Source organism: Bradyrhizobium brasilense, assembly GCF_029714345.1.
Lineage (GTDB): Bacteria > Pseudomonadota > Alphaproteobacteria > Rhizobiales > Xanthobacteraceae > Bradyrhizobium > Bradyrhizobium australafricanum.
In genome coordinates this window covers 827406-848581 of sequence record NZ_CP121669.1, presented here as the reverse complement: position 1 = coordinate 848581, position 21176 = coordinate 827406, and the positions used below count along the sequence as shown (strand labels likewise).

General features: G+C 65.7%; 22 protein-coding genes. 7 read left to right on the top strand and 15 right to left on the bottom strand.

What is annotated here, in order from left to right:
* Positions 1 to 17 precede the first annotated feature (17 nt).
* The gene (locus QA635_RS03855; RefSeq protein WP_283067040.1) at positions 18 to 1601 is read left to right on the top strand and encodes a hypothetical protein; all 1584 of its coding nucleotides are present in this window, start codon (positions 18 to 20) and stop codon (positions 1599 to 1601) included.
* Positions 1601 to 2005, top strand: a complete 405-nt coding sequence (locus QA635_RS03850; RefSeq protein ID WP_283071468.1) for a hypothetical protein — start codon at positions 1601 to 1603, stop codon at positions 2003 to 2005. Before QA635_RS03855 ends, QA635_RS03850 begins: the two co-directional genes overlap by 1 nt.
* A gap of 9 nt (positions 2006 to 2014) precedes the next feature.
* Here QA635_RS03850 and QA635_RS03845 read toward each other — a convergent pair whose 3' ends face one another.
* Positions 2015 to 2770, bottom strand: coding sequence for an SDR family oxidoreductase (locus QA635_RS03845; protein ID WP_283067038.1), 756 nt, complete (start codon positions 2768 to 2770; stop codon positions 2015 to 2017).
* A gap of 379 nt (positions 2771 to 3149) precedes the next feature.
* Here QA635_RS03845 and QA635_RS03840 point away from each other — a divergent pair, with 379 nt between their 5' ends.
* Positions 3150 to 3626: a hypothetical protein gene (locus tag QA635_RS03840; protein ID WP_283067035.1), complete on the top strand. Its 477-nt coding sequence runs from the start codon at positions 3150 to 3152 to the stop codon at positions 3624 to 3626.
* A gap of 217 nt (positions 3627 to 3843) precedes the next feature.
* On the opposite strand, the gene QA635_RS03835 is transcribed toward QA635_RS03840, so the two are convergent.
* From QA635_RS03835 to QA635_RS03825, 3 genes are all read right to left on the bottom strand, one after another.
* Positions 3844 to 4398 carry a flavin reductase family protein gene (locus tag QA635_RS03835; protein WP_283067034.1) on the bottom strand — a complete coding sequence of 185 codons (555 nt, stop codon included), beginning with the start codon at positions 4396 to 4398 and terminating at the stop codon, positions 3844 to 3846.
* 109 nt (positions 4399 to 4507) lie between these two features.
* Positions 4508 to 5608 carry an LLM class flavin-dependent oxidoreductase gene (locus QA635_RS03830; RefSeq protein ID WP_018269514.1) on the bottom strand — a complete coding sequence of 367 codons (1101 nt, stop codon included), beginning with the start codon at positions 5606 to 5608 and terminating at the stop codon, positions 4508 to 4510.
* A 355-nt stretch (positions 5609 to 5963) separates the two neighbouring features.
* Entirely contained in the window at positions 5964 to 8309 is a 2346-nt protein-coding gene (locus tag QA635_RS03825; protein ID WP_176936730.1) for a mechanosensitive ion channel family protein, read from the bottom strand.
* 304 nt (positions 8310 to 8613) lie between these two features.
* Between QA635_RS03825 and QA635_RS03820 the strand changes: the two genes are divergently transcribed.
* Positions 8614 to 10344, top strand: coding sequence for an ATP-dependent Clp protease adaptor ClpS (locus QA635_RS03820; protein WP_283067031.1), 1731 nt, complete (start codon positions 8614 to 8616; stop codon positions 10342 to 10344).
* Positions 10345 to 10351: 7 nt separating this feature from the next.
* Here the strand turns inward: QA635_RS03820 and QA635_RS03815 are convergent, their stop codons facing one another.
* Both QA635_RS03815 and QA635_RS03810 read right to left on the bottom strand, forming a co-directional pair.
* Positions 10352 to 12439, bottom strand: a complete 2088-nt coding sequence (locus QA635_RS03815; protein WP_283071467.1) for a tetratricopeptide repeat protein — start codon at positions 12437 to 12439, stop codon at positions 10352 to 10354.
* A 56-nt stretch (positions 12440 to 12495) separates the two neighbouring features.
* Entirely contained in the window at positions 12496 to 12675 is a 180-nt protein-coding gene (locus QA635_RS03810) for a hypothetical protein (RefSeq protein WP_283067029.1), read from the bottom strand.
* Positions 12676 to 12779: 104 nt separating this feature from the next.
* On the opposite strand from QA635_RS03810, the gene QA635_RS03805 reads away from it, so the two are divergent.
* Complete coding sequence (locus tag QA635_RS03805) at positions 12780 to 13244, top strand: Rrf2 family transcriptional regulator (protein WP_283067027.1); 465 nt, start codon at positions 12780 to 12782, stop codon at positions 13242 to 13244.
* Positions 13231 to 14049, top strand: a complete 819-nt coding sequence (locus QA635_RS03800) for a class I SAM-dependent methyltransferase (RefSeq protein ID WP_283067025.1) — start codon at positions 13231 to 13233, stop codon at positions 14047 to 14049. The genes QA635_RS03805 and QA635_RS03800 overlap by 14 nt, the downstream gene beginning before the upstream one ends.
* A gap of 40 nt (positions 14050 to 14089) precedes the next feature.
* On the opposite strand, the gene QA635_RS03795 is transcribed toward QA635_RS03800, so the two are convergent.
* The 9 genes from QA635_RS03795 to QA635_RS03755 form a co-directional block, all read right to left on the bottom strand.
* A complete protein-coding gene (locus QA635_RS03795; protein ID WP_283067023.1) occupies positions 14090 to 14257 on the bottom strand; it encodes a hypothetical protein in 168 nt (55 codons plus the stop codon).
* Between the two features lie 50 nt (positions 14258 to 14307).
* Positions 14308 to 14727, bottom strand: a complete 420-nt coding sequence (gene mscL, locus QA635_RS03790; protein WP_225647147.1) for a large conductance mechanosensitive channel protein MscL — start codon at positions 14725 to 14727, stop codon at positions 14308 to 14310.
* Between the two features lie 77 nt (positions 14728 to 14804).
* The gene (locus QA635_RS03785; protein ID WP_283067019.1) at positions 14805 to 15089 is read right to left on the bottom strand and encodes a hypothetical protein; all 285 of its coding nucleotides are present in this window, start codon (positions 15087 to 15089) and stop codon (positions 14805 to 14807) included.
* Between the two features lie 77 nt (positions 15090 to 15166).
* A complete protein-coding gene (locus QA635_RS03780; RefSeq protein WP_225647149.1) occupies positions 15167 to 15571 on the bottom strand; it encodes a DUF3597 domain-containing protein in 405 nt (134 codons plus the stop codon).
* 282 nt (positions 15572 to 15853) lie between these two features.
* Positions 15854 to 16354 carry a GTP-binding protein gene (locus tag QA635_RS03775; RefSeq protein WP_057018933.1) on the bottom strand — a complete coding sequence of 167 codons (501 nt, stop codon included), beginning with the start codon at positions 16352 to 16354 and terminating at the stop codon, positions 15854 to 15856.
* A complete protein-coding gene (locus QA635_RS03770) occupies positions 16354 to 18105 on the bottom strand; it encodes an OmpA family protein (RefSeq protein ID WP_283067016.1) in 1752 nt (583 codons plus the stop codon). The genes QA635_RS03775 and QA635_RS03770 overlap by 1 nt, the downstream gene beginning before the upstream one ends.
* A 1-nt stretch (position 18106) precedes the next feature.
* Positions 18107 to 18472 carry a hypothetical protein gene (locus QA635_RS03765; protein WP_283067014.1) on the bottom strand — a complete coding sequence of 122 codons (366 nt, stop codon included), beginning with the start codon at positions 18470 to 18472 and terminating at the stop codon, positions 18107 to 18109.
* A 160-nt stretch (positions 18473 to 18632) separates the two neighbouring features.
* Positions 18633 to 19289 carry a response regulator transcription factor gene (locus QA635_RS03760; protein WP_028335911.1) on the bottom strand — a complete coding sequence of 219 codons (657 nt, stop codon included), beginning with the start codon at positions 19287 to 19289 and terminating at the stop codon, positions 18633 to 18635.
* A gap of 49 nt (positions 19290 to 19338) precedes the next feature.
* A complete protein-coding gene (locus QA635_RS03755) occupies positions 19339 to 20409 on the bottom strand; it encodes a sensor histidine kinase (protein WP_283067011.1) in 1071 nt (356 codons plus the stop codon).
* 248 nt (positions 20410 to 20657) lie between these two features.
* On the opposite strand from QA635_RS03755, the gene QA635_RS03750 reads away from it, so the two are divergent.
* Positions 20658 to 20972, top strand: a complete 315-nt coding sequence (locus QA635_RS03750; protein ID WP_225161524.1) for a hypothetical protein — start codon at positions 20658 to 20660, stop codon at positions 20970 to 20972.
* Positions 20973 to 21176 lie beyond the last annotated feature (204 nt).

Genomic DNA, 21176 nt, shown 5'->3' with positions numbered 1-21176 from the left:
GCCACGGAGCGGGTCCCATGACACGGTTTCCCCTCGCTGTGGTCGTTGGCCTCATTGCCGCGACCATTTCGCAGCCTGCCGCCTCGGATTCCACCGAGCAACGATTGGGCAAAGTCCATTTCGTGACATCCTGCAAGCCTGAAGCGCAGGAGCTGTTCGATCGCGCCATGCTGTATCAGCATTCGTTCTGGTACAGCGCGTCGCGGCGCACCTTCGAGGAGGTGCTGGAGGCCGACCCGCAATGCGCCATCGCCTATTGGGGGATCGCGCTCAGCTATCTCTACAATCCGCACGCGCCGCCGCCGCCGGAAAACCTTCCGCTCGGCCTTGAAGCTGCGAAAAAAGGCCAGGCGCTGAATGCCGGCACCCCGCGCGAGCGGGAATACATCGATGCGATCGCGGCGATGTATGTCGACTACGACAAGGTCGATCACCGAACCCGCGTGCAGCGATTCCTCGCCGCCGAAGAGCAGGTCGCGACGCATTATGCCGACGATGACGAGGCGCAGATCGCCTATGCGATCACGCTCAACGTCGCGGCGTCGCCGGGCGACAAGACCTATGCCAACCAGCTGAAAGGCGCGGCGCTGCTCGAACCGATCTTCAAGCGCCAGCCCGAGCACCCCGGCATCGCCCATTATCTGATCCATCTCTACGACTACCCGGCGCTCGCGGAGAAGGGCCTCCCCGCGGCGATGCGCTACGCCAAGATCGCCGAACACGCGCCGCATGCCCAGCACATGCCGTCGCACATCTTCACGCGCGTCGGCTACTGGAAGGAGTCGATCGCCTCGAACAAGGAATCCGCGCGCATCGCCAAGCAAGACGGCGAACAGCAGGACCAGGCGCACGCGATGGACTATCTGGTCTATGCCTATCTCCAGCTCGGCCAGGACAAGGAGGCACGTGCTGTGATCGACGAGCTCGGCAAGCTCCAGTTCAAGCTCGACCGGTTCGCAGGCCCCTTCGCGGTGGCGGCAAGCCAGGCCCGCTATGTCTTCGAACGCGGTGACTGGAAGGGTGCCGCCGCGCTTGAAGTGCATCCCACCAAATACGCCTATGCGGATGCCATCACCTATTTCGCCCGCGCGGTCGGCGCCGCGCGCTCCGGTGACCCCGCCGCCGCCAAAGCCGATGTCGCCAAGCTGATCGAGCTGCGCGACAAGTTGAAGGACGCCAAGGACGCCTACTGGTCCAACATCGTCGACATCCAGCAGCAGATCGCGAGCGCCTGGGTGCTGTACGCGGAAGGCAAGTACGACGATGCGCTCAGCGCGATGAATGCCGCCGCGGAGGCGGAAGACAAGACCGAGAAGCATCCCGTCACCCCGGGACCGCTGGCGCCGGCGCGCGAGCTCTACGCGGCGATGCTGCTCGATCGCGGCATGGCCGCCGACGCGCTCGCCGCCTATGAAGCCGTGCTCAAGAAGGAGCCCAACCGGCTGGCGACTTATCTCGGCATGATCAAGAGCGCCAAGGCGGCCGGCGATCAGGCCAAGATCCGGGAATGCGCTGATCAGATCGCCCGGCTCACCGCGGATGCCGATCTGTCGCGGCCGGAGCTGATCGAATTGCGCCAGACGACCGGAAGCAAGCTGTGATGCGGCTGGCGACATGGCGCAACGGTGGCGCGGCGCTGCTCGGCGCCGTTGCGCTATCGCTTTGCCAGGTGCCACCGGTTGGCGCGATGGAGATCCTCGGCCAGGCCGGCGCGCTCGGCGAATGGGAGCTGACCGGACATCTCACCGAAAGTGCGCCGGGCGCGCCGAGGCAGTTCTCCGGACCGCTCAAGATGAAGCATGTGGGCATCTGCACGCAAGACGGGCCGGACGAACGCGCCGGAGAAATCAAGCTGCAAATCACGGGCGCGGATTCGCAGGTCACCGCCGAGTTGGTGCTGGACGGCGCGGCCTGCACCTACAGCGCGCGCAAGACGCGCAATTACGAGGGCACGCTGTCCTGCGAAGGACGCGCGCCCGTCCCGCTGCTGGTGTGGCTCAAATAGCTGATACCGTCAGGCGGCCGGCCGCGCGCGGCGCAGCCATTCGTTCAGATCGATGCGGCCGAGGCGCGCCTCGCCGAGCGGCACCAGCGAGTGTTGCTCGACCCGTCCGCCCCAGTAAAGCGCGTCAGGGTCTTTCACCACCTCGCGCGGGTCACCTTTTGCCTTCAGGTAGCGCGCCACGATCTCGTTGAACGGCGCGCGGTCGGGACCTGCGATCTCGACAATGCCGTTGCGCGGCGGCTCGAGCGCGATATCGGCGACTAGCGCAGAAACATCCTCCGCCGCGATCGGCTGGAACAGGCCGGGCGAGAGCCTGACCGTATTTCCGACTGCGCCCGCATCGGCGATCGCGCCGACGAATTCCATGAACTGGGTCGCGCGGATGATGGTGTAGGCAATCCCGGACGCCTCGATCAGTTTCTCCTGCGCCACCTTGGCGCGGAAGTAGCCGTTCTCGGGCGTGCGGTCGGTACCGACGATCGACAACGCGACATGGTGCCTGACGCCGGCCGGCTTCTCCGCCGCCAGCAGGTTGCGGCCGGAAGTCTCGAAGAATTCCATCACCGCCTTGTCCTCGAATGAGGGCGAATTGGCGAGGTCGATCACGACGGCCGCGCCGGCCAGCGCCTCCTTCAGCCCCTCGCCGGTGATCGCATTGATGCCGTTTTTCGGCGAGGCGGCGACGACGTCATGGCCGCGCTGGCGCAGAATGGCAACGGTCTTTGAGCCGATCAGTCCGGTACCGCCGATCACAACGATCTTCATGGTGATACTCCTTGTCGGTGACGAAGTTTCTTGAGACATGCTTGCCGGATTTGCCGGCGGCAATCGTCATGGGTACGTCGCGCGACCTCTTCTGTCGCTCTCTCGCACGCAACCACACTATAGCACGCCGCGGCTGTTCTGATGTCGCGGAGTCTGTCGTCTGATGCGCACGAGCCGTTGGTGGCTACGCTTGCTGAACCTCCTACCGTCGCGTAGACTAATGCGTGCGTTCCAGCCAGCGTGCTGGGGTACCGAAAGCTTCGGCCGCTGCCGGGATATAACCGCGGGCTCTCTTTCGTGCTGCAACGCAAATGCTGGGCATGACGTATAGCCCGCTGTGCACTCCTTGATTTGATTTCAGCAAACGCAGGAGGAGTCTATGCGGAATTTTATCACCTTTTTCGTTTCCAGCGTGGCAATCGTCGTTGCGGCGTCGACCGCCGTGGCGGGTGAGAAAGTGCTCGAGTTCAAGCTCGTCACCAAGCCTGTCGACGTCAAGGTCATCGAGGCAGCGAACGTCGAAGGGCAGACGGTCGTTTCCGGCAAATTCTTTGGTGTCGCCATCTTCAGTGATGGCCATATCGGGGTGAAGGAATTCGTCCATTCGGGAGACATGCTGAAGGGCTCGGGCTCCTATTACGGTTACAGCACCTACACGTTCGAGGAAGGCGCGATCACGGCGCGTTACACCGGCGCGATCAAGGACGGAAAATCAAACGGCGAATATACGATCCTCTCGGGCACGGGCGCCTATGCGAATGCGACGGGCACAGGAACGATCGAAAGCGCGCCGAACCCCTTCAAGGGGGTCAATCTTCTGAACATCAAACTGGTCGTGAGAACGCCGGGGTCATAGCAGCGCAGCGTCCGCGGGACCACGGCAAGGACAGCGACGCCTCACATGAGCGTTGGCTCGGCCAGCTGTCGCATGGCCGGGCCAGCGCCGTCAAACGCGGCGTGAGGCGGGCCGTCAGCATTGCGCCTCCAAGGCGACGCAGCCCGACAGCTCTCAAACGATTGAGAGAGGATCGGGCACCTGGACCCGTCCGCCTTCTTGCAGATGTCAGTACATTTCAGGAAAATTCGTTCCAGCTCACACGTCGCGCGTCGAGGTCGCCGAGTTCGACCGGATCATGGATGTTGCGCACGCTCTGGAAGCCAGAGCGCAGATAGATCAGCGGGTCGACCGTGGTCGCAGCGCGGACGTGCTGGACCTCGCCGATGAAGATCGAATGGGTCTTGGTCTCGAGCTCCTGCGCCAGCACGCAGTCGAACGCCGCGACGGCATCCTCCAGCACCGGGGCGCCGGTGGCGCCGGTGGTCCAGCGCCCAAACGCAAAACGGTCGTCGCCGTTGATGCCCTTCTGTCCGGAGAAGGTCAGCGCCAGCAGCGCGTGGTCCTCGTTCAGGAAGTTGATGACGAAATGGCGCTCCTCGCGGATGCGCTGATGCGCGCTGGCGTTACGGTTAACGCAGACCAGCACCGAGGGCGGATTGTCCGACAGCGAGCAGGCCGAGGTTACGGTCAGGCCGGTGCGCTGCCCGGTCTCGGAGCCGACCGTCACCAGCGCGACGGCGCCCGCGCAATGGCGCATCGCCTGCTTGAAACTCTGTGCGTCGACCGTCATGCCGCAAACCCTGTTTGAGCATGATCCTCCGGATCATGCTTCGGTAAAAACACTTCGTTCAAGATATGCGAGGCGGGGTGCGAGGCAAGCCCCGCACCCCGCGCAGCTGTCATGCAGCCTTCTCGAACTCGGCGCCGAGATGCTTGAGCCGCGGCATCACCTCGTTCTTGAGCAGGTCCAGCGAGTGCCGCCAGGCTTCCGGTTTGTGCTTGTAGTCGAAGCCGAACACACAGAGGACGCCGAAGCCGCCGACCTCCCGGTAGATCTTCTCGATCTTCTCGGTGACCGTCGCGGGCGAGCCGACGATCCAATTCCGGCGCGCGCAATATTCGACGGTGACGTCGCTGTCGGGCACGTCGGGCGCGTGCTTCAGATAGTCCTTGAAGCCGAAATGGCCGAGCAGCGGCAGGAAGTACTCGCTCATCATCCGGCCCATCATGTCGCCGGTCGACAGCTTCCACGCCTCCTCATCGGTATCCGCCACGAACACCTCACGCACCAGCCGCCAGTCCTTGCGGCTCGGCTTGCGGCCGGTCTTGGCCGCGCCGGCTTCGACCGAGTCCCAGTGGCTGCCGACATAGGCCGGGTTGAGGTTGAGGCTCATCGGGATGAAGCCGCGCTCGCCGGCGAGCTTCAAGGTGTCCGAATTCTTCGACAGGCCGGCGACGCCGATCGGCGGGTGCGGCCCTTGCAACGGCTTGATGTGCGGCTTGAGGAAGTCGAACATCGTGTCCGGCTTGCTCACTGTCCAGTACTTGCCCTTGTGCGTCCAGGGTCCCGGCTCGGACCACATCTTCAGGATGATCTCGAGCGCCTCGCGGGTCATGTCGCGATTCTGGCCCGACATGCCGTCGACATTGAACATCGCCCAGTCGCTGGGCAGGCCCGAGGCCGCGACGCCGAAGTTGAGGCGCCCGTTCGAGAGATGATCGAGCATCGCAACGCGGTTCGCGAGTTCGGCGGGATGATGATACGGCAGCAGGAAGCCGCCGGGCCCGATGCGCAGATTCTTGGTCTGCAACAGCGCCTGCGCCACCAGCAGGTCGGGCGACGGATGCGGCTCCCAGGGTGCGGTGTGATGCTCGCCGATCCAGGCCTCCTGGTAGCCGAGCTCGTCGAGCCAGCGCAGCGTCTGCAGGTCCCAGTCGTGGCCCTCCTTCAAGCCGCACTCCGGCGGGTGCGAGGGCATGGTGAAATAGCCAAGCTCCATGTGCGTTTCCTTCCTTCGCGTTGGGTTCAGTCATGCAATGCGTCTTGCCGCGCATTGCATGACGATCAGCAAGCGCTGTGCCAGCGGAGGAAGTCGCAGGGAATGGGTGGGAACGGCCGGATTTCGGCCGGCTGCGCGCCGGTCTGCGGGCTTGGCAAGGCTGGCGGCGTCTCACCGTCGCGAGACGTGTCGCAATCGTGAGACGCGCCGGCAAGCATCCCCGCTGGTTGGCTCGGGCTGCCTTCGCACACACGGAAGCAGATACTCTCGCGGAGACTCCCCCTCACCCGAATTCGAGCTTCGCTCGAATTCGACCTCTCCCCGCAAGCGGGGCGAGGTGAAGCGGAGCGCCGGATCAGCCCGCCGCGCGGCGCGGCTGGGCGTTGGTATCGGGCTCGGAGGGTGGAGGAAGCTGCATCAGGATGGTCTGGCCCATCGAGGCGATCTCGATGCCCTCCTCCTGGAAGCGCCGTTTCATGCGGCGGTTGAACTCGCGTTGCACCGCCCAGCGGCCGCTATCGGTGCAGCGGATCTGGCCGACGATGGTCACGACCGAGCCGTCGACCTTGTCGACGCCCCACAATTCGAGGTCGCCTCGAATGAATGCGCGATACGCCGTCTCCTGGCGCATTTGGGCGACGATGTCCTTCAGCACCTCACCGGCGCGGTCGGTGTCCTCCTTGTAGGACACGTTGACGCTGACCGCGGCATTGCCGGCGCCGCGGCTGGAGTTGGTGATCGTCGTCACCGCGCTGAACGGCACCACGTGCACCGAGCCGTCGCCGGCGCGCAGCCGCATGGTACGGATCGAGACGTTCTCGACCACGCCCGAGAGGCCCGACACCGTGACGTTGTCGCCGACTTGCACGGTGTTCTCGATCAGGAGGAACAGCCCGGTGATCAGGTCCTGCACCAGCTTCTGCGAACCGAAGCCGATCGCGATGCCGACGATGCCGGCGCCGGCCAGCAGCGGCGCGACATTGACGCCGATCTCGCTGAGCGCCGTGAGGCCGACCACCGCGACGATCATGCAGAACAGCGCGGTGCGCAGCATCGGCTGAAAGGTGCGCAAGCGCGCGGCGCGGGCGTAATGCCCGTCGCGCGACAGGGTGTCGATCTGCCGATCCATCAGCGCATTGGCGACTTCCCAGATCACGGCCGCGGCCAGCGCGGCAATGCCGATCGTCACCAGCGCCGAGATCAGGCGGCTTCCGATCTGGCCGCCATAGAACCAGACGATGGCATCGACGCCCCAGACCTCGAGCAGGGCGACGAAGCCAATGAAGGCGATCACCGCCGTGACCACCTTGCGCAGCAGCGGCAGATAGCGGTTGGCGCGGGTCTCGAGTCCCGGGAAGCGCTGGATCAACTCCGGGCTGATGCGGAAGCCGCGATCGATCAGGCTCAGCACCACCATGGTGACGAGGCGGGTAACCAGGAGCACCGCGACGGTGCCGACGAAATATTGCAGCAGCAGCGAATAGCCGTTGCGGATGTTGAGCGCCCACACCGCCCACAGCGCGAGGTCGAGCGCGATCGCCAGCACATGCCAGAGCGCCGCGAGCCGGTTGCGCGTCCGCGCCGCAAGCCCGGTGCGATCGGCCGGCGCGCGGATGGCGTCGGCGACCTGGCGGCGGCACTGCAGGATGATGACGACGACGAACAGATGCACGACCAGCATCACGAGCCGGATCAGCGCGGCATAGCCGGCGCGATGCAGCCCGAGCAGGAGCGCGACATTGGCAAAGGCGATGCCCGAGACGCCGACGGCGACGATGCGCCGGGCCCAGATCTCGATATAGGCCGCGGTCTCGGCACGGACGCGGAACAGGCCGAACGGCCCTGCCAGCGCGCGCACCGCGCAGATCAAGACGCGCGAGAACACATAGGCGTTGACGACGGCAAGGATCACGAGCCGCGTGGTCGACTGATCGCCGATCTCGGTGCCGAGCAGCGCGGTGGCGATGCCGCCGAACACGACGACCGGCAGCAATTCGAGCAGCAGGCGTCCAAGCACGAAGGGCAGCCGGACCAGCGACTGCCAGGCCCGCGCCAGGCTGAGCCGACGCCGCTGCAACTCGGGCGCCGGCGTGACGTCGGCAACCGACGACGGCGGATCGACGCTGGCGAGCGTCTGCACTGGCACGCGCGCGGTCTGCGGCAGCCGCGCTTCCAGGAACGCGACCGGCCGCTTGATCAGGCGGAACACAACCCATTCGGCGGCGAGCGCGCAGCCGAACACCAGCGCCAGCTTCCAGGCGATGTCGATCAAGAGGCCGTAGGCGACCGGATCATTGGCGGTGCGCACGAACCAGTAATAGAACGCCGGGAAATGCGTCAGCGTGCGCGCGACGTCGGCGACCTCGCGCGACATCTCGCCGACCTGCTCGGACACCATCAGCAACAGCTGTGCGCCGAGGCTGTCGGCGGTGAGCGGGATCGGCGAATGCTGCTCGGGCGCAGGCGCCGGCTGGGCCGCCGCCTGCGGCGAGGCATTGGCGATGGCGCGCAGCGTGTTGATGATCTCGCCGCGCTTCTTGTCGTCCTGCAGCGTGTCGAGCGCACGTTTCGCCTGCTCGGGCGTCAGCGCGTCGCCGGTAGCGGGTTGCTGCGGCGCCGGCTTGGCGGCCGGCTGCGCGAGCGCGGGAGAGACGAACAAGGTGAAGACGAGAAGCAGCGCAAGGCGAAGTTTGTGCGACACGAGGGCCTCATAAAATAACTGCGCGACCGCAAACCCTTGGGAAGAATCTGCTCTCGCGCTCGCGCCATGTCGGATACTCCTTTTCGCCCCGATGGTGTGTCGGAAGTTTGCCGCTGTGACGGCCATCTCTTGGCATTTGCCGCAACACAATCGTCACAGGCGTTGAGCCGCGTTTACACTTCCAGTGCGCGTTCCCGGCCGGCTCACTACACGTCAGGGGTGAGACCGCAGAATCTTTCGCTTGACGCGCAGGAGTGATGTTCTTACTTTGTTCTTTTGTTCCCAATTGCGTTTCGGGGGTCTCATGCACGACGTGTTTAGCGACGACGGTCCGGTGCGGCTCTTCATTCACGACGACGATGAAACCCCGCTGGAATTCGTGCAGGATTTGTTGCGTACGGTGTTTGGGAAATCAGAGCAGGAAGCCATCGCCTCCGCTGCCTTAATCGAGGCCAAGGGCGCCATTCCGTGCGGTCCCTATCCGGGACCGGTGGCACGGGCAATCTTCAACTCGGCGAAGTGGCTGATCCGCTCCAACGGCCAGCCGTTGATGATCACCACCGAGTCGGCCGACGCCAGCCGCCCCTGCGATCTCTGCGAAGCCCCGAGGGCCGTGACGGAGATTCTGATCTCCGGTACGACTGCGTCGCTGTGCAGCGACTGCCTGCTCGCTGCACGGCGCAGCTCGGAAGAATTGCCGGGCGAGACGTTTCGATCCGCTTACGTTGCGCTCGACTGGCATTTCGCCGGCGTGCCACGCAACCTGATCGTGACACGGGCGCGACAGTTTCCGGGCCACATGCGCGCCGACGTTCAGGTCGCAATCGACAAGCTATTCACCGATCCAATCCACTTCTTCGGCATCCATGAAGAATATCGCTACGAGACGCTGGACTTCGCGGCGCTGATGAAGGCCGGCCGCAATGCGCCGGCGATCGCGCCGCCGCAATATCGCGATGTCGATATCGGCGAGGCCGAGCCGGTGAAATGCCTCGCCAATGGACTATGGCTGTGCCGAACCGGCGAACTGCGCTACGCCGTGCTACTGACCTTCCATCGCGAATATGATCACGAGCCGTCGCTGCGAATCGAGCTAGCGTTGCCCGCCGGGGCGACCGGCAATGCTTTCGTGCAGCGCACTTTCGCCGAACTGGAAGCCGCCGTGCATGCGGCGCGATCCTATCGCGGCAAGATCCTGTCGCTGGAGGATGGCGCCAATTATCGCGGACGTTCGCGTGGCTTGACCGTGCATCGCCTGCCGACGGTCGCTCGCGATGACGTGATCCTGCCGGACCGGACGCTGCGGCTGCTCGATCGCAACGTGCTCGGCTTTGTCGAAAGCCGCGATCGGCTGCGCGAGCTCGGCCAGTCGACCCGCAAGGGCATCCTGCTCTACGGCCCGCCCGGCACCGGCAAGACCCACACCATTCGCTATCTCGCCACCAATCTGCCGGATCACACCACGCTGATCATCACCGCCGAGCAGGTCGGGCTGCTCGGCGCCTATATGAACCTCGCGCGGCTGCTGCAGCCGACCATGGTGGTGATCGAGGATGTCGATCTGATCGCGCGCGACCGCGAGGACATGGGCGGGCCGTGCGAGGAATCCCTGCTCAACAAGCTGCTCAACGAGATGGACGGCCTGAAGGAGGATTGCGACATCCTGTTCGTGCTGACCTCCAACCGTCCCGAAGAGCTGGAGAGCGCGCTGGCCGGCCGGCCCGGCCGCATTGACCAGGCGATCGAGGTGCCGCTACCCGACGAGACCGGACGCGGCAAGCTGATCCGGCTCTACGGCAAGGGCCTGCCGCTGGAACAGCCCGTCATCGACGACGCCGTGCGACGCACCGAAGGCGTCAGCGCCGCCTTCATCAAGGAGCTGATGCGCCGTCTCGCCCAGGCCAGCATCGTCAGGGACGGTGGCCGCGAGGTCACCTCCTCTGACGTCGACGGCGCGGTGAACGAAATGCTGTTCGACGGCGGCCGGCTCAACGCCAAGCTGCTCGGCGGCGCGCAGGGGATGAGTGCGGGGTGATGGCCGATCACTTCGCCGCTGCCGGCAACAGCAACTCCCGTTCGCCGGCCGCAACGCGCGCAAGCTCTTCCGACACGCGGGCCAGCACGCGATCCCAGGCCTGCGGCTTGTCCTGGCGGAACAGCCGCATGGTCGGATACCAGGGCGTGTCGGCGCGCTCGCGCAGCCAGCGCCAGTCGAGCGCATAGGGACACAACATCCAGACCGGGCGGCCGAGCGCGCCGGCGAGATGCGCCACCGAGGTGTCGACGGCGATGACGAGATCGAGCGCGCAGCAGGCTGCCGCGGTGTCGGCGAAATCGCCGAGCGTCGGGGCGAGGTCGACAACGTCTGCACCAAGACGCAGCAGCACCGGAGCATCGTCCGGCCGCGGCTCCTTCTGCAGGCTGTAGAGCTGCACGCCCGATGTGACCAGCCGCGGCAGCACGGCGTCCGCCGGCAGCGAGCGCTGGCGGTCACCCTTGTGCCTGGGATTGCCGGTCCAGACCACGCCGACCTTCAGCGCGGTCACGCCGGCGAGCGCCTCGCGCCAACGCGCGAGCTTGACGGCATCCGCCTGCAGATAGGATATCGCTGCAGGAATGGTCTCGACGGTGGTGCGGAAGATCCGCGGCAGGCTCAGCAGCGGCAGTTGCAGATCGAACGGCGGCAGCGGCTCGCCGCGCGCGAACACCGCGACATCGGGCAGCATCGGCCGCAGCAGCGCGACCAGCCCCGGCTGCACCTGCAGAATGATCCGGCCGCCTTTGCCCGCCAGCATCGGCACATAGCGGACGAAATTGATGGCGTCGCCGAGTCCATATTCGGCAAACAGCAGCAGCGTGCGTCCGGCGAGCGGATCGCCCTGCCATTCCGGCTCGTCGAACACGGGATCGCCGTCGCTGAGCATCCTGGTCTTGCGGCGCCACTGATACTCCTCAAAGCCTTCCTCGAACTCGCCGTTCATCAGGAGGAAATGCGCGTGATTGTAGTGCGCGAGCGGCTGCTCGGGATCGAGTGCAATCGCCCGGCGCGAGGCCATCAGCGCCGCATCGATCTCGCCGGCATTGCGCAGCGCAACCGCGAGGTTGGCGTGACCCTTGGCATAGAGCGGCTCGAGCTCGATGGCGCGCCGATGCGCGGCGACCGCGGCCTCGACCAGATTCTGCGCCTCGAAGATGATCCCGAGATTGGTGTGCGCGGCGGCGTAGTCCGGCCTCAGCGCCAGTGCGAGCTCCACGCAGGCGATGGCGTCGTCGACCTGTCCGAGCTCGAACAGGCAGGCGCCGAGATTGTTGAGGATGACATGATCGGACGGGTCGCGGGCCGAGACCTGGCGATAGATGCGGACAGCCTCCTCGCGCTCGCCGGCCTCGTGCAGCACCATGGCCAGCAGGCGCTGCGGCGCAATGTTGCCGGGCTCGAGTGTGATCGCGCGGCGGTAGTGCAGGATTGCATCCTCCAGCAAGCCCCGGCGATAGAGCGCCGCGCCAAGGCCGCAATGCAGTCCGGCATTGTCGGGATCCGTGGCAAGTCCGCGGCGATAGGCCGTGGCGGCCGCTTCGTGCCTTTTCTGATCGCTCAGCACATTGCCGAGGTTGAGCCAGACGCCGCGGTAGACCGGATCGCGCGCGATCACCTCGCGATAGGCCTGTTCCGCCGCGACCGGCCGCTGCTGCCCGGCCAGCGCGACAGCGAGGTTGAACCGCGCCCGCGTCAGCCCACCATCGAGCGCAATCGCGCGCCGGAACGCGGTCTCGGCCTCGTCGAAGCGCGACAGATCGCAAAATGCGACGCCGAGCTTGATGTACAGGCCGGCATCCTGCGGCCGCAGCATCACGCCGCGCTCGAACGCCGCCACCGCACCTTCGTGCTCGCCCTTCACGGCGAGCGCATCGCCGAGCGTGGCGAAGGCCGGTGCATGATCCGGATCGAGGTTGAACACCCGGTTCAGCAGCATCGCGCCTTCCGCGGCACGATCGGTCACGAAGGCGACGACGGCGGACAGATGCAGCGCCGGAACATGGTCGGGATCGGCGGTGAGGATGTCGCCGCACAGCGTGCCGGCCTCCGCCGCGCGGCCCGCGCCATAGTGCGCCACCGCATCCCGCAACATCCGATCGACCGCCACGCTGCCCACGATACCGCCCCTGCCAACGACCCCGATGCGGATTAAACGGGCGACGCCGCGAAATCCGGCACGCGAATCTCGGTTGAACAATCAAAGCCCAGGTGCAGGTCCTTGATCTCTTCTCCTTCCCCCTGAAAGGGGGAAGGTCGGGATGGGGTCAGCCGCAGACGACGCTGCCCGCCGATAAAGCTGATCCCCACCCGCTTTGCTCTGTCGAGCAAAGCGACCTCCCCTTTTCAAGGGGAGGTAAGAGGGCGACCAGGAGCGGCAATGTCCGCCATCGCCCCTCTTGACGCCCGGTCCATCATGTAACATAAGAAGTTACATGATCCGCGATAGCCGCCTGTCCAGCGTCCTGCACGGCCTGCTCCACATGATCGGGGCCGGCGAGCCGGTCACGTCGGAGCAACTTGCGCAGGCGATGGCCACCAACCCGGTGGTGGTGCGCCGCGTGATGGCGGGGCTGCGCGAGCAGGGTCTGGTGCATTCGGAGAAGGGCCACGGCGGCGGCTGGACGCTGGCGCGCGATCCCGCCGACATCACGCTCGCGGACATCTATCGCGCGGTCGGCGCGCCCACGATCGTCGCGATGAGCCATCGCTCGGAAAATCCCGGCTGCCTGGTCGAACAGGCGGTCAACGACGCGCTCGGAGACACGTTTCGCGAGGTCGAGGCGCTGTTCCTGAAGCGGCTCGGCGCGGTGACGCTCGAAGCGCTCGCGAAGGATTTCAAGCGCCGGCTCGCCAAACACAAGCAAAATCTCGAGGACCAGATTCATGCAGTCAAGTGAGCACGCGAAACCTCTGCCGTACAACGATCCCGCGCACTGGGACAAAATGGTCGCCGCCTATGAGGCGCAGTCGCAGCCGTTCACGACATTGTTCGCCGACGCCGCGGTCGCAACGCTTCCGATCGACCCGTCATCCAGGGTGATCGACGTCGCCACCGGCACGGGCGCCGCGGCACTTGCCGCCGCCCGCACCGGAGCCGAGGTCACCGCGATCGATTTCTCCGCCGGCATGGTGGCGCGTGTCCGCGCGCATGGTGTGGCGAATATCGAGGCGCGGCAGATGGACGGCCAGGCGCTCGATCTACCGGATGCCGCCTTCGACGCGGCGGTATCGGTATTCGGCGTGATGCTGTTTCCGGACTGGCGCACCGGCCTCAGCGAGATGGCGCGGGTGACGCGATCAGGCGGATCAGCGGCGATTGCGGTCTGGAAGAGCGCCGATGGCGCCGCCGTGCATCTCTTGCTCTCGCAGATCATCCGGCGGCTCTATCCCGACAATGTCACGCCGATGCCCTGCACGGGCCTCGCCGAGCTCGCCGACCCCGGCCGCCTCGCCGCTGCGCTCATCGCCGCCGGCTTCTCCGATCCTGTCGTCACCGAGATCACCCACGACTTCAAGCTCAATGTCGCCAATCCCGGTGACGTCGACAAATTGTTCGAGTTCATGCCGCATTGGAGCGGGCTCGATACGGACCAGAGCGCCACAGTCGCGCACGCCTTCCGCGCCGAGATCGAGCACAGGCGGATCGGCGACAGCTTCGCGATTCCGTCGACCGCGCTGATCGCGACGGCCCGGCGGGCTTGACCGAAACGGCCGCGATCCGGCCATGCGAGGTCATGGCCGCCTAGCGCTTGTCGTCGTTCGGCTTTTCTTCATCGCTCGGAGGCTGCAGGCCGGGACTGTTGGCCCAGCGATCGAGTTCCTCGATGACCCGCCGGTGGCTCGGCCGTAGCGGCTCTGCACCGCCGGGCTCTTGCGACAATTTTCGGGGCAGCTTGACCTGATCTGGCATGGTGAGGCTCCAGAGCTGGGGGCTGTACGCAGGGACGCAAGCGCCGCTCGTTACGCGCGCGACTTGAGGAGATCGCGGATCTCGGTGAGCAGCTCCTGATCCTTGGTCGGCTTCGGCGGTTCGGCCGGCGCCGCGGGCGCTTCGCGCTTGAGCTGGTTCATGAGGCGGACCACGATGAACAGCACGAAGGCGACGATCAGGAAGTTGAGCGTCAGCGTCAGGAAGCTGCCCCAGGCCAGCACCGCGCCCTGCTTCTTGGCATCGGCCAGGTTGGTCGCGGTCACCGACTTCGACAGCGCGGTGAAATAGTTGGAGAAGTCGAGCCCGCCGCTGACCGCGCCGATGATCGGCATGATGATATCGGCCACCATCGACGAGACGATCGCGCCGAATGCCGCGCCGATGATCACGCCGACGGCGAGATCGACGACGTTGCCCTTCATGGCGAATTCCCTGAATTCCTTCAGCATGTGATCTCCTGTTTTCCAAATCAATGCCGTGGCACGGCCGGCGACTGGATCGCCGGCCGCTCCAAGGGGGCGAAAGATTATTTGCGATCGGCCGGCTCCGCAGGTGCCGCGACCGGCTGCGCAGGCGCGGCCTGCTCCCACGGGGCCGGCAGGATGACCCGCGCCGGCGGCGGGTTCTGCGCGGCGCGCTGCACATTCGAATTTTCCGGCCGCGGCTCGTCGCCGGAATTATCCGCGCGGGCGATGGCGACATCGATGCCGAGCGCCAGCGCGACGGATCCGAGTGCCGCGCCGACCAATGCGGCGGACCGCACCACACCAGCGCGCGGCCTGTTCAGGATGGCAGGATGAGATGAGGTCATCGCAACTGCTCCTCACGCAATACACATCGTTCGGAACCGCGCGGGCGCGAGCGCCGCGCACGGCTCGAGGCGGGACGTCAGGTCTTGATGTCGTCCGGCAGCTTGCCGCCATTGGCGGCGAGCTTCGCCATCACCTGCTGATGCAGCCAGACATTCATGGTGGCGGTGTTGCTGGTGTCGCCGGTGTAGTGCAGCTCCTTCGCGAGTTCCTTGCGCGCCGCAAGGCTGCTTTCGAGACCGAGCGCCTTCATCAGGTCGACGATCGAGCTGCGCCAGTCGAGCTTCTCGCCAGTCGCCGCGGCCGCCTTGTCGACGATCGCGGCGACGTCGACGGTTTGTGCCGCCGCCGTGCCGGGCGCAGCAGATGCAGACGTCGACGTCGATGGCGCTGCGCCGGGCGCAGCCGTCGTTGTGCTCTCAGCGGTTTTGGCCTGGGCGCCGTGGCCGAAGATTGCACCCATGATGCTTCCAAAAATGCTCATGATCTCTCGCTCCGTGCGCCCGAGACACCGTTCGTCCCGTGGCTGTTTCCAGTGACGGGGCGGACGATAGGCAGGCCATTGGCCGAGCGGAAGATGACCATCGTCACTATCGGAGTGTGGGACGGCGTGGTGCTGTCGGCGGGAAAAGCGTGCGGCTTTCTGCGGCCGCGCGAGAGCCTTTCATCGTACGCCCCACGTGCGATGAAGTCAGCCGTCCCGGCCCGATTCGCCAGCCCCGAGAAGTCGGGACGGCTGACACAGACGTGTGCGCGTTGTCGCTAACTAGAGCTGGCGGCGGCGGATGGTCTGGGCGAGTTCGACAAAGCTCTCGGCAATGCCGACGCCGGTCTTGGCGCTGACCGATTTGACGCTCGACTTCGCAAGCCCGGCAATCGCGCCCGCGCTGCCCGCGGCTTCCGGCAGGTCGATCTTGTTCAGCAGCGCCCGGTAGGGCCGGCCGGGGAATCGCTCCTCGAAGCCGCGGACCAGTTCGACCATGCGGGTCACCGTCTGCGGCCGCGTGACGTCGGACACGATGATGGCGGCGGATGCGCCGGTGACATAGACGGTGTCGAAGATCTGCGTGCCGAAATCGCCGTCGGTGTCCCACAGCACGAGGCGCATCGGATCGCTGCCATCCGCCGGCGCCACGTCGTGGCTCAGGATCTCGACGCCCAGCGTCGATTTGTACTGGCCCTCGAACCGGTTGTAGATCAGCCGATAGAGGATCGACGTCTTGCCGACCCCCATGTCGCCGAGCAGCATGACTTTCGCGGTGAGCATCAGCGGGCCACTTCGCCTCGATAGACCGTCTCGAACGCCACGCGGCGATTACCGCCGACGGTGGCGTCGACCCGGTCGGTGATCGGCATCGTCGCCGCACGCGAAACCAAAATCAGCCGCGACGGATCGACCCCGAGCGCAGTCAGCCTGCGCTGGACCTGCTCGGCCCGCTTGCGCGCCAGCGTCCGGTTGGTGCCTTCCGTGCCGCTCTGATCGGCATAGCCGACGATCCGCAGCCTGAGATCGTTGTTCGCCAACAGTCCGGCGAGCTCGCGCAGCTGCTGCTCGGCCTGGTCGCTGTCGAGGACTTCGTCTGAATTGTTCGCGAAGAAGATCGCGGTGGTGGCGATGAAGCGGTCGAGCCGCGCCGCCGGACCGTCGGCGACGGCTTGCAGCTTCGAATATTGCTCGGCCAATTTGACATACTGCTCGCCGAGCTTGTCATATTGCTCGGTGAGAGCGGCATATTTCTGGTCGGCCGACTTCGCCTGCGTACCGATCGCCTCACGCATCTGGTCGAGGCTCGCCTGCAGGCGTGTCAGGCTCTGCTGCAGGCCCGCGATGCCGGCCTGCGATGCCGCGACTTGTTCCGGTGCGGACACCAGACCGATGTGGTTGACGATCTTGTACGGTGCCGCGGCCGCGGCGAGCGCATCGATCAACGGCGCGGTTTCCAGCTGGCTCGGCTCGATGCCTGAAACGGCCACGCTTCGGCTGCCGTGATCGAAGTCGAGCCGCAGCGGGAACGAGGCCAGCAACGGCTGCTTTGCGGCGAGCTGTTCCAGCGCCGCCTGGGTCCGCCGCTCCAACAGGCCGCGCGTCACCGATGTCGCGGCAAGCCAGAGCAGCAGCGCGGCCAATGCCGCGAGCAAGGCGAACAGGATCACCTTGCCGCGCCGGCTCGCGATCCGCCGCGGCGTATCGTCGGTCTCGATCGCGGCTGCCAGCGACGCCAGCATCGGCCCGTCGCAATCCGCGCCGCGGTCGATGCGCTCGATCGCATCGAAAAACAGCGAGTTGATCCTGGCGTTGTCGGCGGGGCGCAGCGGTCCCAGGCACTCCGCCGCCAGGATGAAGCGGGGCGAGGCGCGCAGCGCGAGCTGCCGTCCGCCGAAATCGAGCGTCTGCAGATTGCCTTCGCCGGCGAGCGCCTGCACGGAGAATTCCAGAATCGCCGCGACCATCGCGCTGAGCAGGTCGGCGCGTTCGTCGGCAGTCGCATCGCGTTTCCAGTCCGCGATCAGGCGGCCATTGCCGCGTTCGATGATCAGGAGCCGGTTGATCTGCGGCGGCTGATCGGCGAGCACGAATTCGCTGATCGGGCGTCCCGTCACCAGCGACTTGACGCGGCCGACCCACAATTGCGCCGAGGTCAACGCATTGATGCGCTGCTCGAGCGAGGCAACCAGCTCCCTGAACGAATTCGCCACCGCGGCGCTGACCAGCCGGCCGACGATCGGATAGAGCGCCTCGATCATCTGCTCGCGCGAGTTCTTGATCTCGCTGCGGATCGCAGAGACCACGACCGGCGCAATCGCGCTGGCGAGCTCGCGCGGCCGGTTGACCTCGGCGCGCTCCAGCGCCTCGACCAGGATGCCCGCGGTTGCCGTCTCCAGGCGGTCGGCGTTGCCGACATAGCGCTGCAGCGAGTCGAGGTCGGCCTCCAGCGACGTCAGGCGCGTCGCCTCGGGCTGAAACAGCAATGTCTTGAGCTGCTCGATCTCGCGGTTCTGGCCGGCAGCAGCTGCCATGCTATTTGCCCGTGCGGCCGGATCCCAATCCGCTGATGACCGAGCCGAGCTGGGTGATCGCCGCGCCGACATCCTTCAGCGAGTCGAGCCGCTTCTGCTCGGTATCCCGCTCGAGGTCGGAAAGCCGCGCAGCAAGCGCGGTGAGTTCGTTGGTGAAGTCCGCCTGCATCTGCTTGAGCGATGCCTGCATCTCCTCGCGCAGACCCGAGAGGTTGGTCTCGAGCGAACGTTGCGCGCCGCCGAACAGCAGGTCGCGAACCTGATCGATCGCCGCCATGCCATGCGCCGCCGCGTCCGCGCCGTTGCCGGCAGCCGGAGCGTCCGCCGGTCCGTCCGTACCTTTGGTCTGGCGCTCGATACCCTTCATGGTCATTTCCCGCTTACTCATAGCCGCGCAATCCGGACCTGCGGTGTCAAAAAGCAAATCCGAAACAACCCTATAGCCAATTTTGCGGGCGCGGCCCAGAGAAAGGCGAGCAATCTCAGCCGGATCAACCGCGTGGTTGTGCGATCGCGGCCAATTATTTCTAGTAAGTTATTGCCTTTATTGCGAGTTCTGTACGGTTCTTGACCTGGCATTTCTCCAGAATCGTGCTGACATAGTTCTTCACGGTTCCTTCCGCCAAATGCAGTTGCTCGCCGATCTCGGTGTTGCTCTTGCCCTCGACGATCAGCGTAAGAATTTCATTCTCCCGCGCCGTCAGCCCGTCGCGAACCGGCAGCTTCGCCGAGACGCGCGGGCCGCGCAGCCGCTTGAACTCGTCGAGGATGCGCGCGGCGACGCCGGGCGAAAGCCCGGACTGGCCGTTGATGACCGCGCGGATCGTCGAGGCGATCTCCTCCATCCTGGCGTCCTTCAAGAGATACGCCTTGGCGCCTGCGCTCACCGCTTCGAAGATCAGGTCGTTGGTCTCGAACGTCGTCAGCACCACGATATGCGTCTGCGGCAATTCGCGGAGAATCCGCTGGGTCGCGGCGATGCCGTCGACCCGCGGCATCTGCAGATCCATCAGGATGACGTCCGGCCGATAGCGCCGCGCGAATTCGATGGCCTGCTCGCCATCGGCCGCGCCGGGAAGGATCTCGAAATCGTCGTTCTGCTGGGCGAGCAGCGTCGCGATACCTTCCCTGATCAGCGTCTGATCCTCGGCGATCAGCACCCGTATCTTCTCAATTCTGCTCACGGGCTTTCCGTCATCCTCTCGAAAACGTGTTGCATGCGCGGCAACGAATTCAATCGGCCAGCACGCCGGCAGACGCTGCCGGCGGCACCGCCACGGGGAGCGAGATCCGGACCAGCGTTCCCTGCCCGGGCGCGCTCTCCACCGCACAGCTGCCGCCGACAAGTTCAGCAAATTCGGCCATGCCAATCAATCCGAAATGTCCTGGAGTCGGGACCGCGAGATCGAAGCCGCGGCCGTCATCGCGGATCTCGACAATCAGCTTGTGGCCGACCGCGGCCGGTTCGTCGAAGGCGTGAAAGGAGACGCGGCGTGCCTGTGCATGCGTCTGAACGTTGCGCAGTGCCTCGCTGAGGATGCGCTGAACCGTCAAGCCGCAATCGCGCAAGCCGGGGCGCGCCGCTTCGTCGATCTGGATCGACACCCTGACACCGCTGCGCGCGGCGAAGTCGCTGAGCAGCCCCTCGACGTCGGGATCAAGCTTCAGATCGTCGGGCGTACGCAGGCGATCGATGGCTTCGCGGGCGCGGTTCAGGCCGCTCGCGGCCGCATCTTCAGCTGTCGCGAGGCTGTCCGCCACACGGGCGGGATCGGCCGACAAATAATGCCGGATCAGCCGGATCTGGGTCAGCAGCGCCACGATCGAGTGCACCAGCGTATCGTGCAGATCGCGCGCCAGCCGCAGCCGCGTCCGCGCCAGCGAGGCAAAGCGCACCTCCGCGCTCGCCGCCTCGAGTTGCTGCTCCATCAGGCGCCGGGCGCGACGCTCGCTGCCGAGCAGCGTTTCGACCTGACGGCCGGCAAAATCCGGCATGGCGATGACGAAGTAATGCGACCGCGCGCCGTTCCACAGCACGACCGCCGTCATCGGCTGCGTGATGTCAGGCGACGCGCCACGCACACCGGCCAACGCGATCATGTCCCGCCGGCCGCTGGCAAGCGCCGTCAGCTCGGCTTCCATGCCGACCAGCAACATGCACTCGCAGCAATCGACGCCGGTTGCGGGAAGCCACTCGACCAGCCGGCCGATCTTCCGCTGCATGCTTCGATCGGCGCCGATGACGGCGAGCCCGATGACGTCGGCTTCTGCGGCCGCAAGCAAATCCGCGCTCAGATCGATCATGCGTTGCCCATCAGCTCAGCGAGCAGCCCACTCTGGCGTAAGCCGGCAGCGGTCGCAAACGAATATGACTTTCGTCACAACCGGTCCTGACCTTCGTCAGATGCCGCGGCTGCTCGAAATGCGGTTCTGTCTCACGAATGAGCAACAGCGCAAGCCATGATGTGCCACATGCCGGCGTCCATGGCGATGCCGGCCGGGCGCCGGGCCTCGCGAAAGGTCGCGCCAGTCGGCCGGAATGTGAGCTGACAATGAAGGGCGCACCACGGAAACCGTCGGGCATCGAGCTGCGCATGCTGGCGGAAGCAAGCAAGCCCGCGCGGCGCCGGCGCCTGAGCGCGACCCAGAAGATGGCGTTGCAGGAAGCGCTCGCCGGTCGCCTGCAGCTCTATCCGCGCGGATATGCCGCGAGCAAGACCGGACCATTCCACTCCCGACGCGCCATTCTCGGACTGGTGCGCGCCGGCCTGATGAGCCTCAGCGCGACTGCGCGCTATGCGGCCGTGACCAGGCGCGCGCGCGAGATGTACGAGGCCGCGGCAAGCAGCGACGCTGCGCCCGAGTAAGCGCGCGCCATTGCGCTGAGGCGCTCGAAGCCCTCACCGTCCATTTCATTTCTTCGCAGAGGCTTGGCCAGCGTACCATGCGCGCGGACGCTCTCGCGTGCCGCGCCGATTCCGGCCGCGAGTGGCGTCAGACCAGCCGGTTGGCTGTAGCAGGACACGTATGCAGATAAACTGCGAAGATGATCTTTACAGTTTACCTTCATA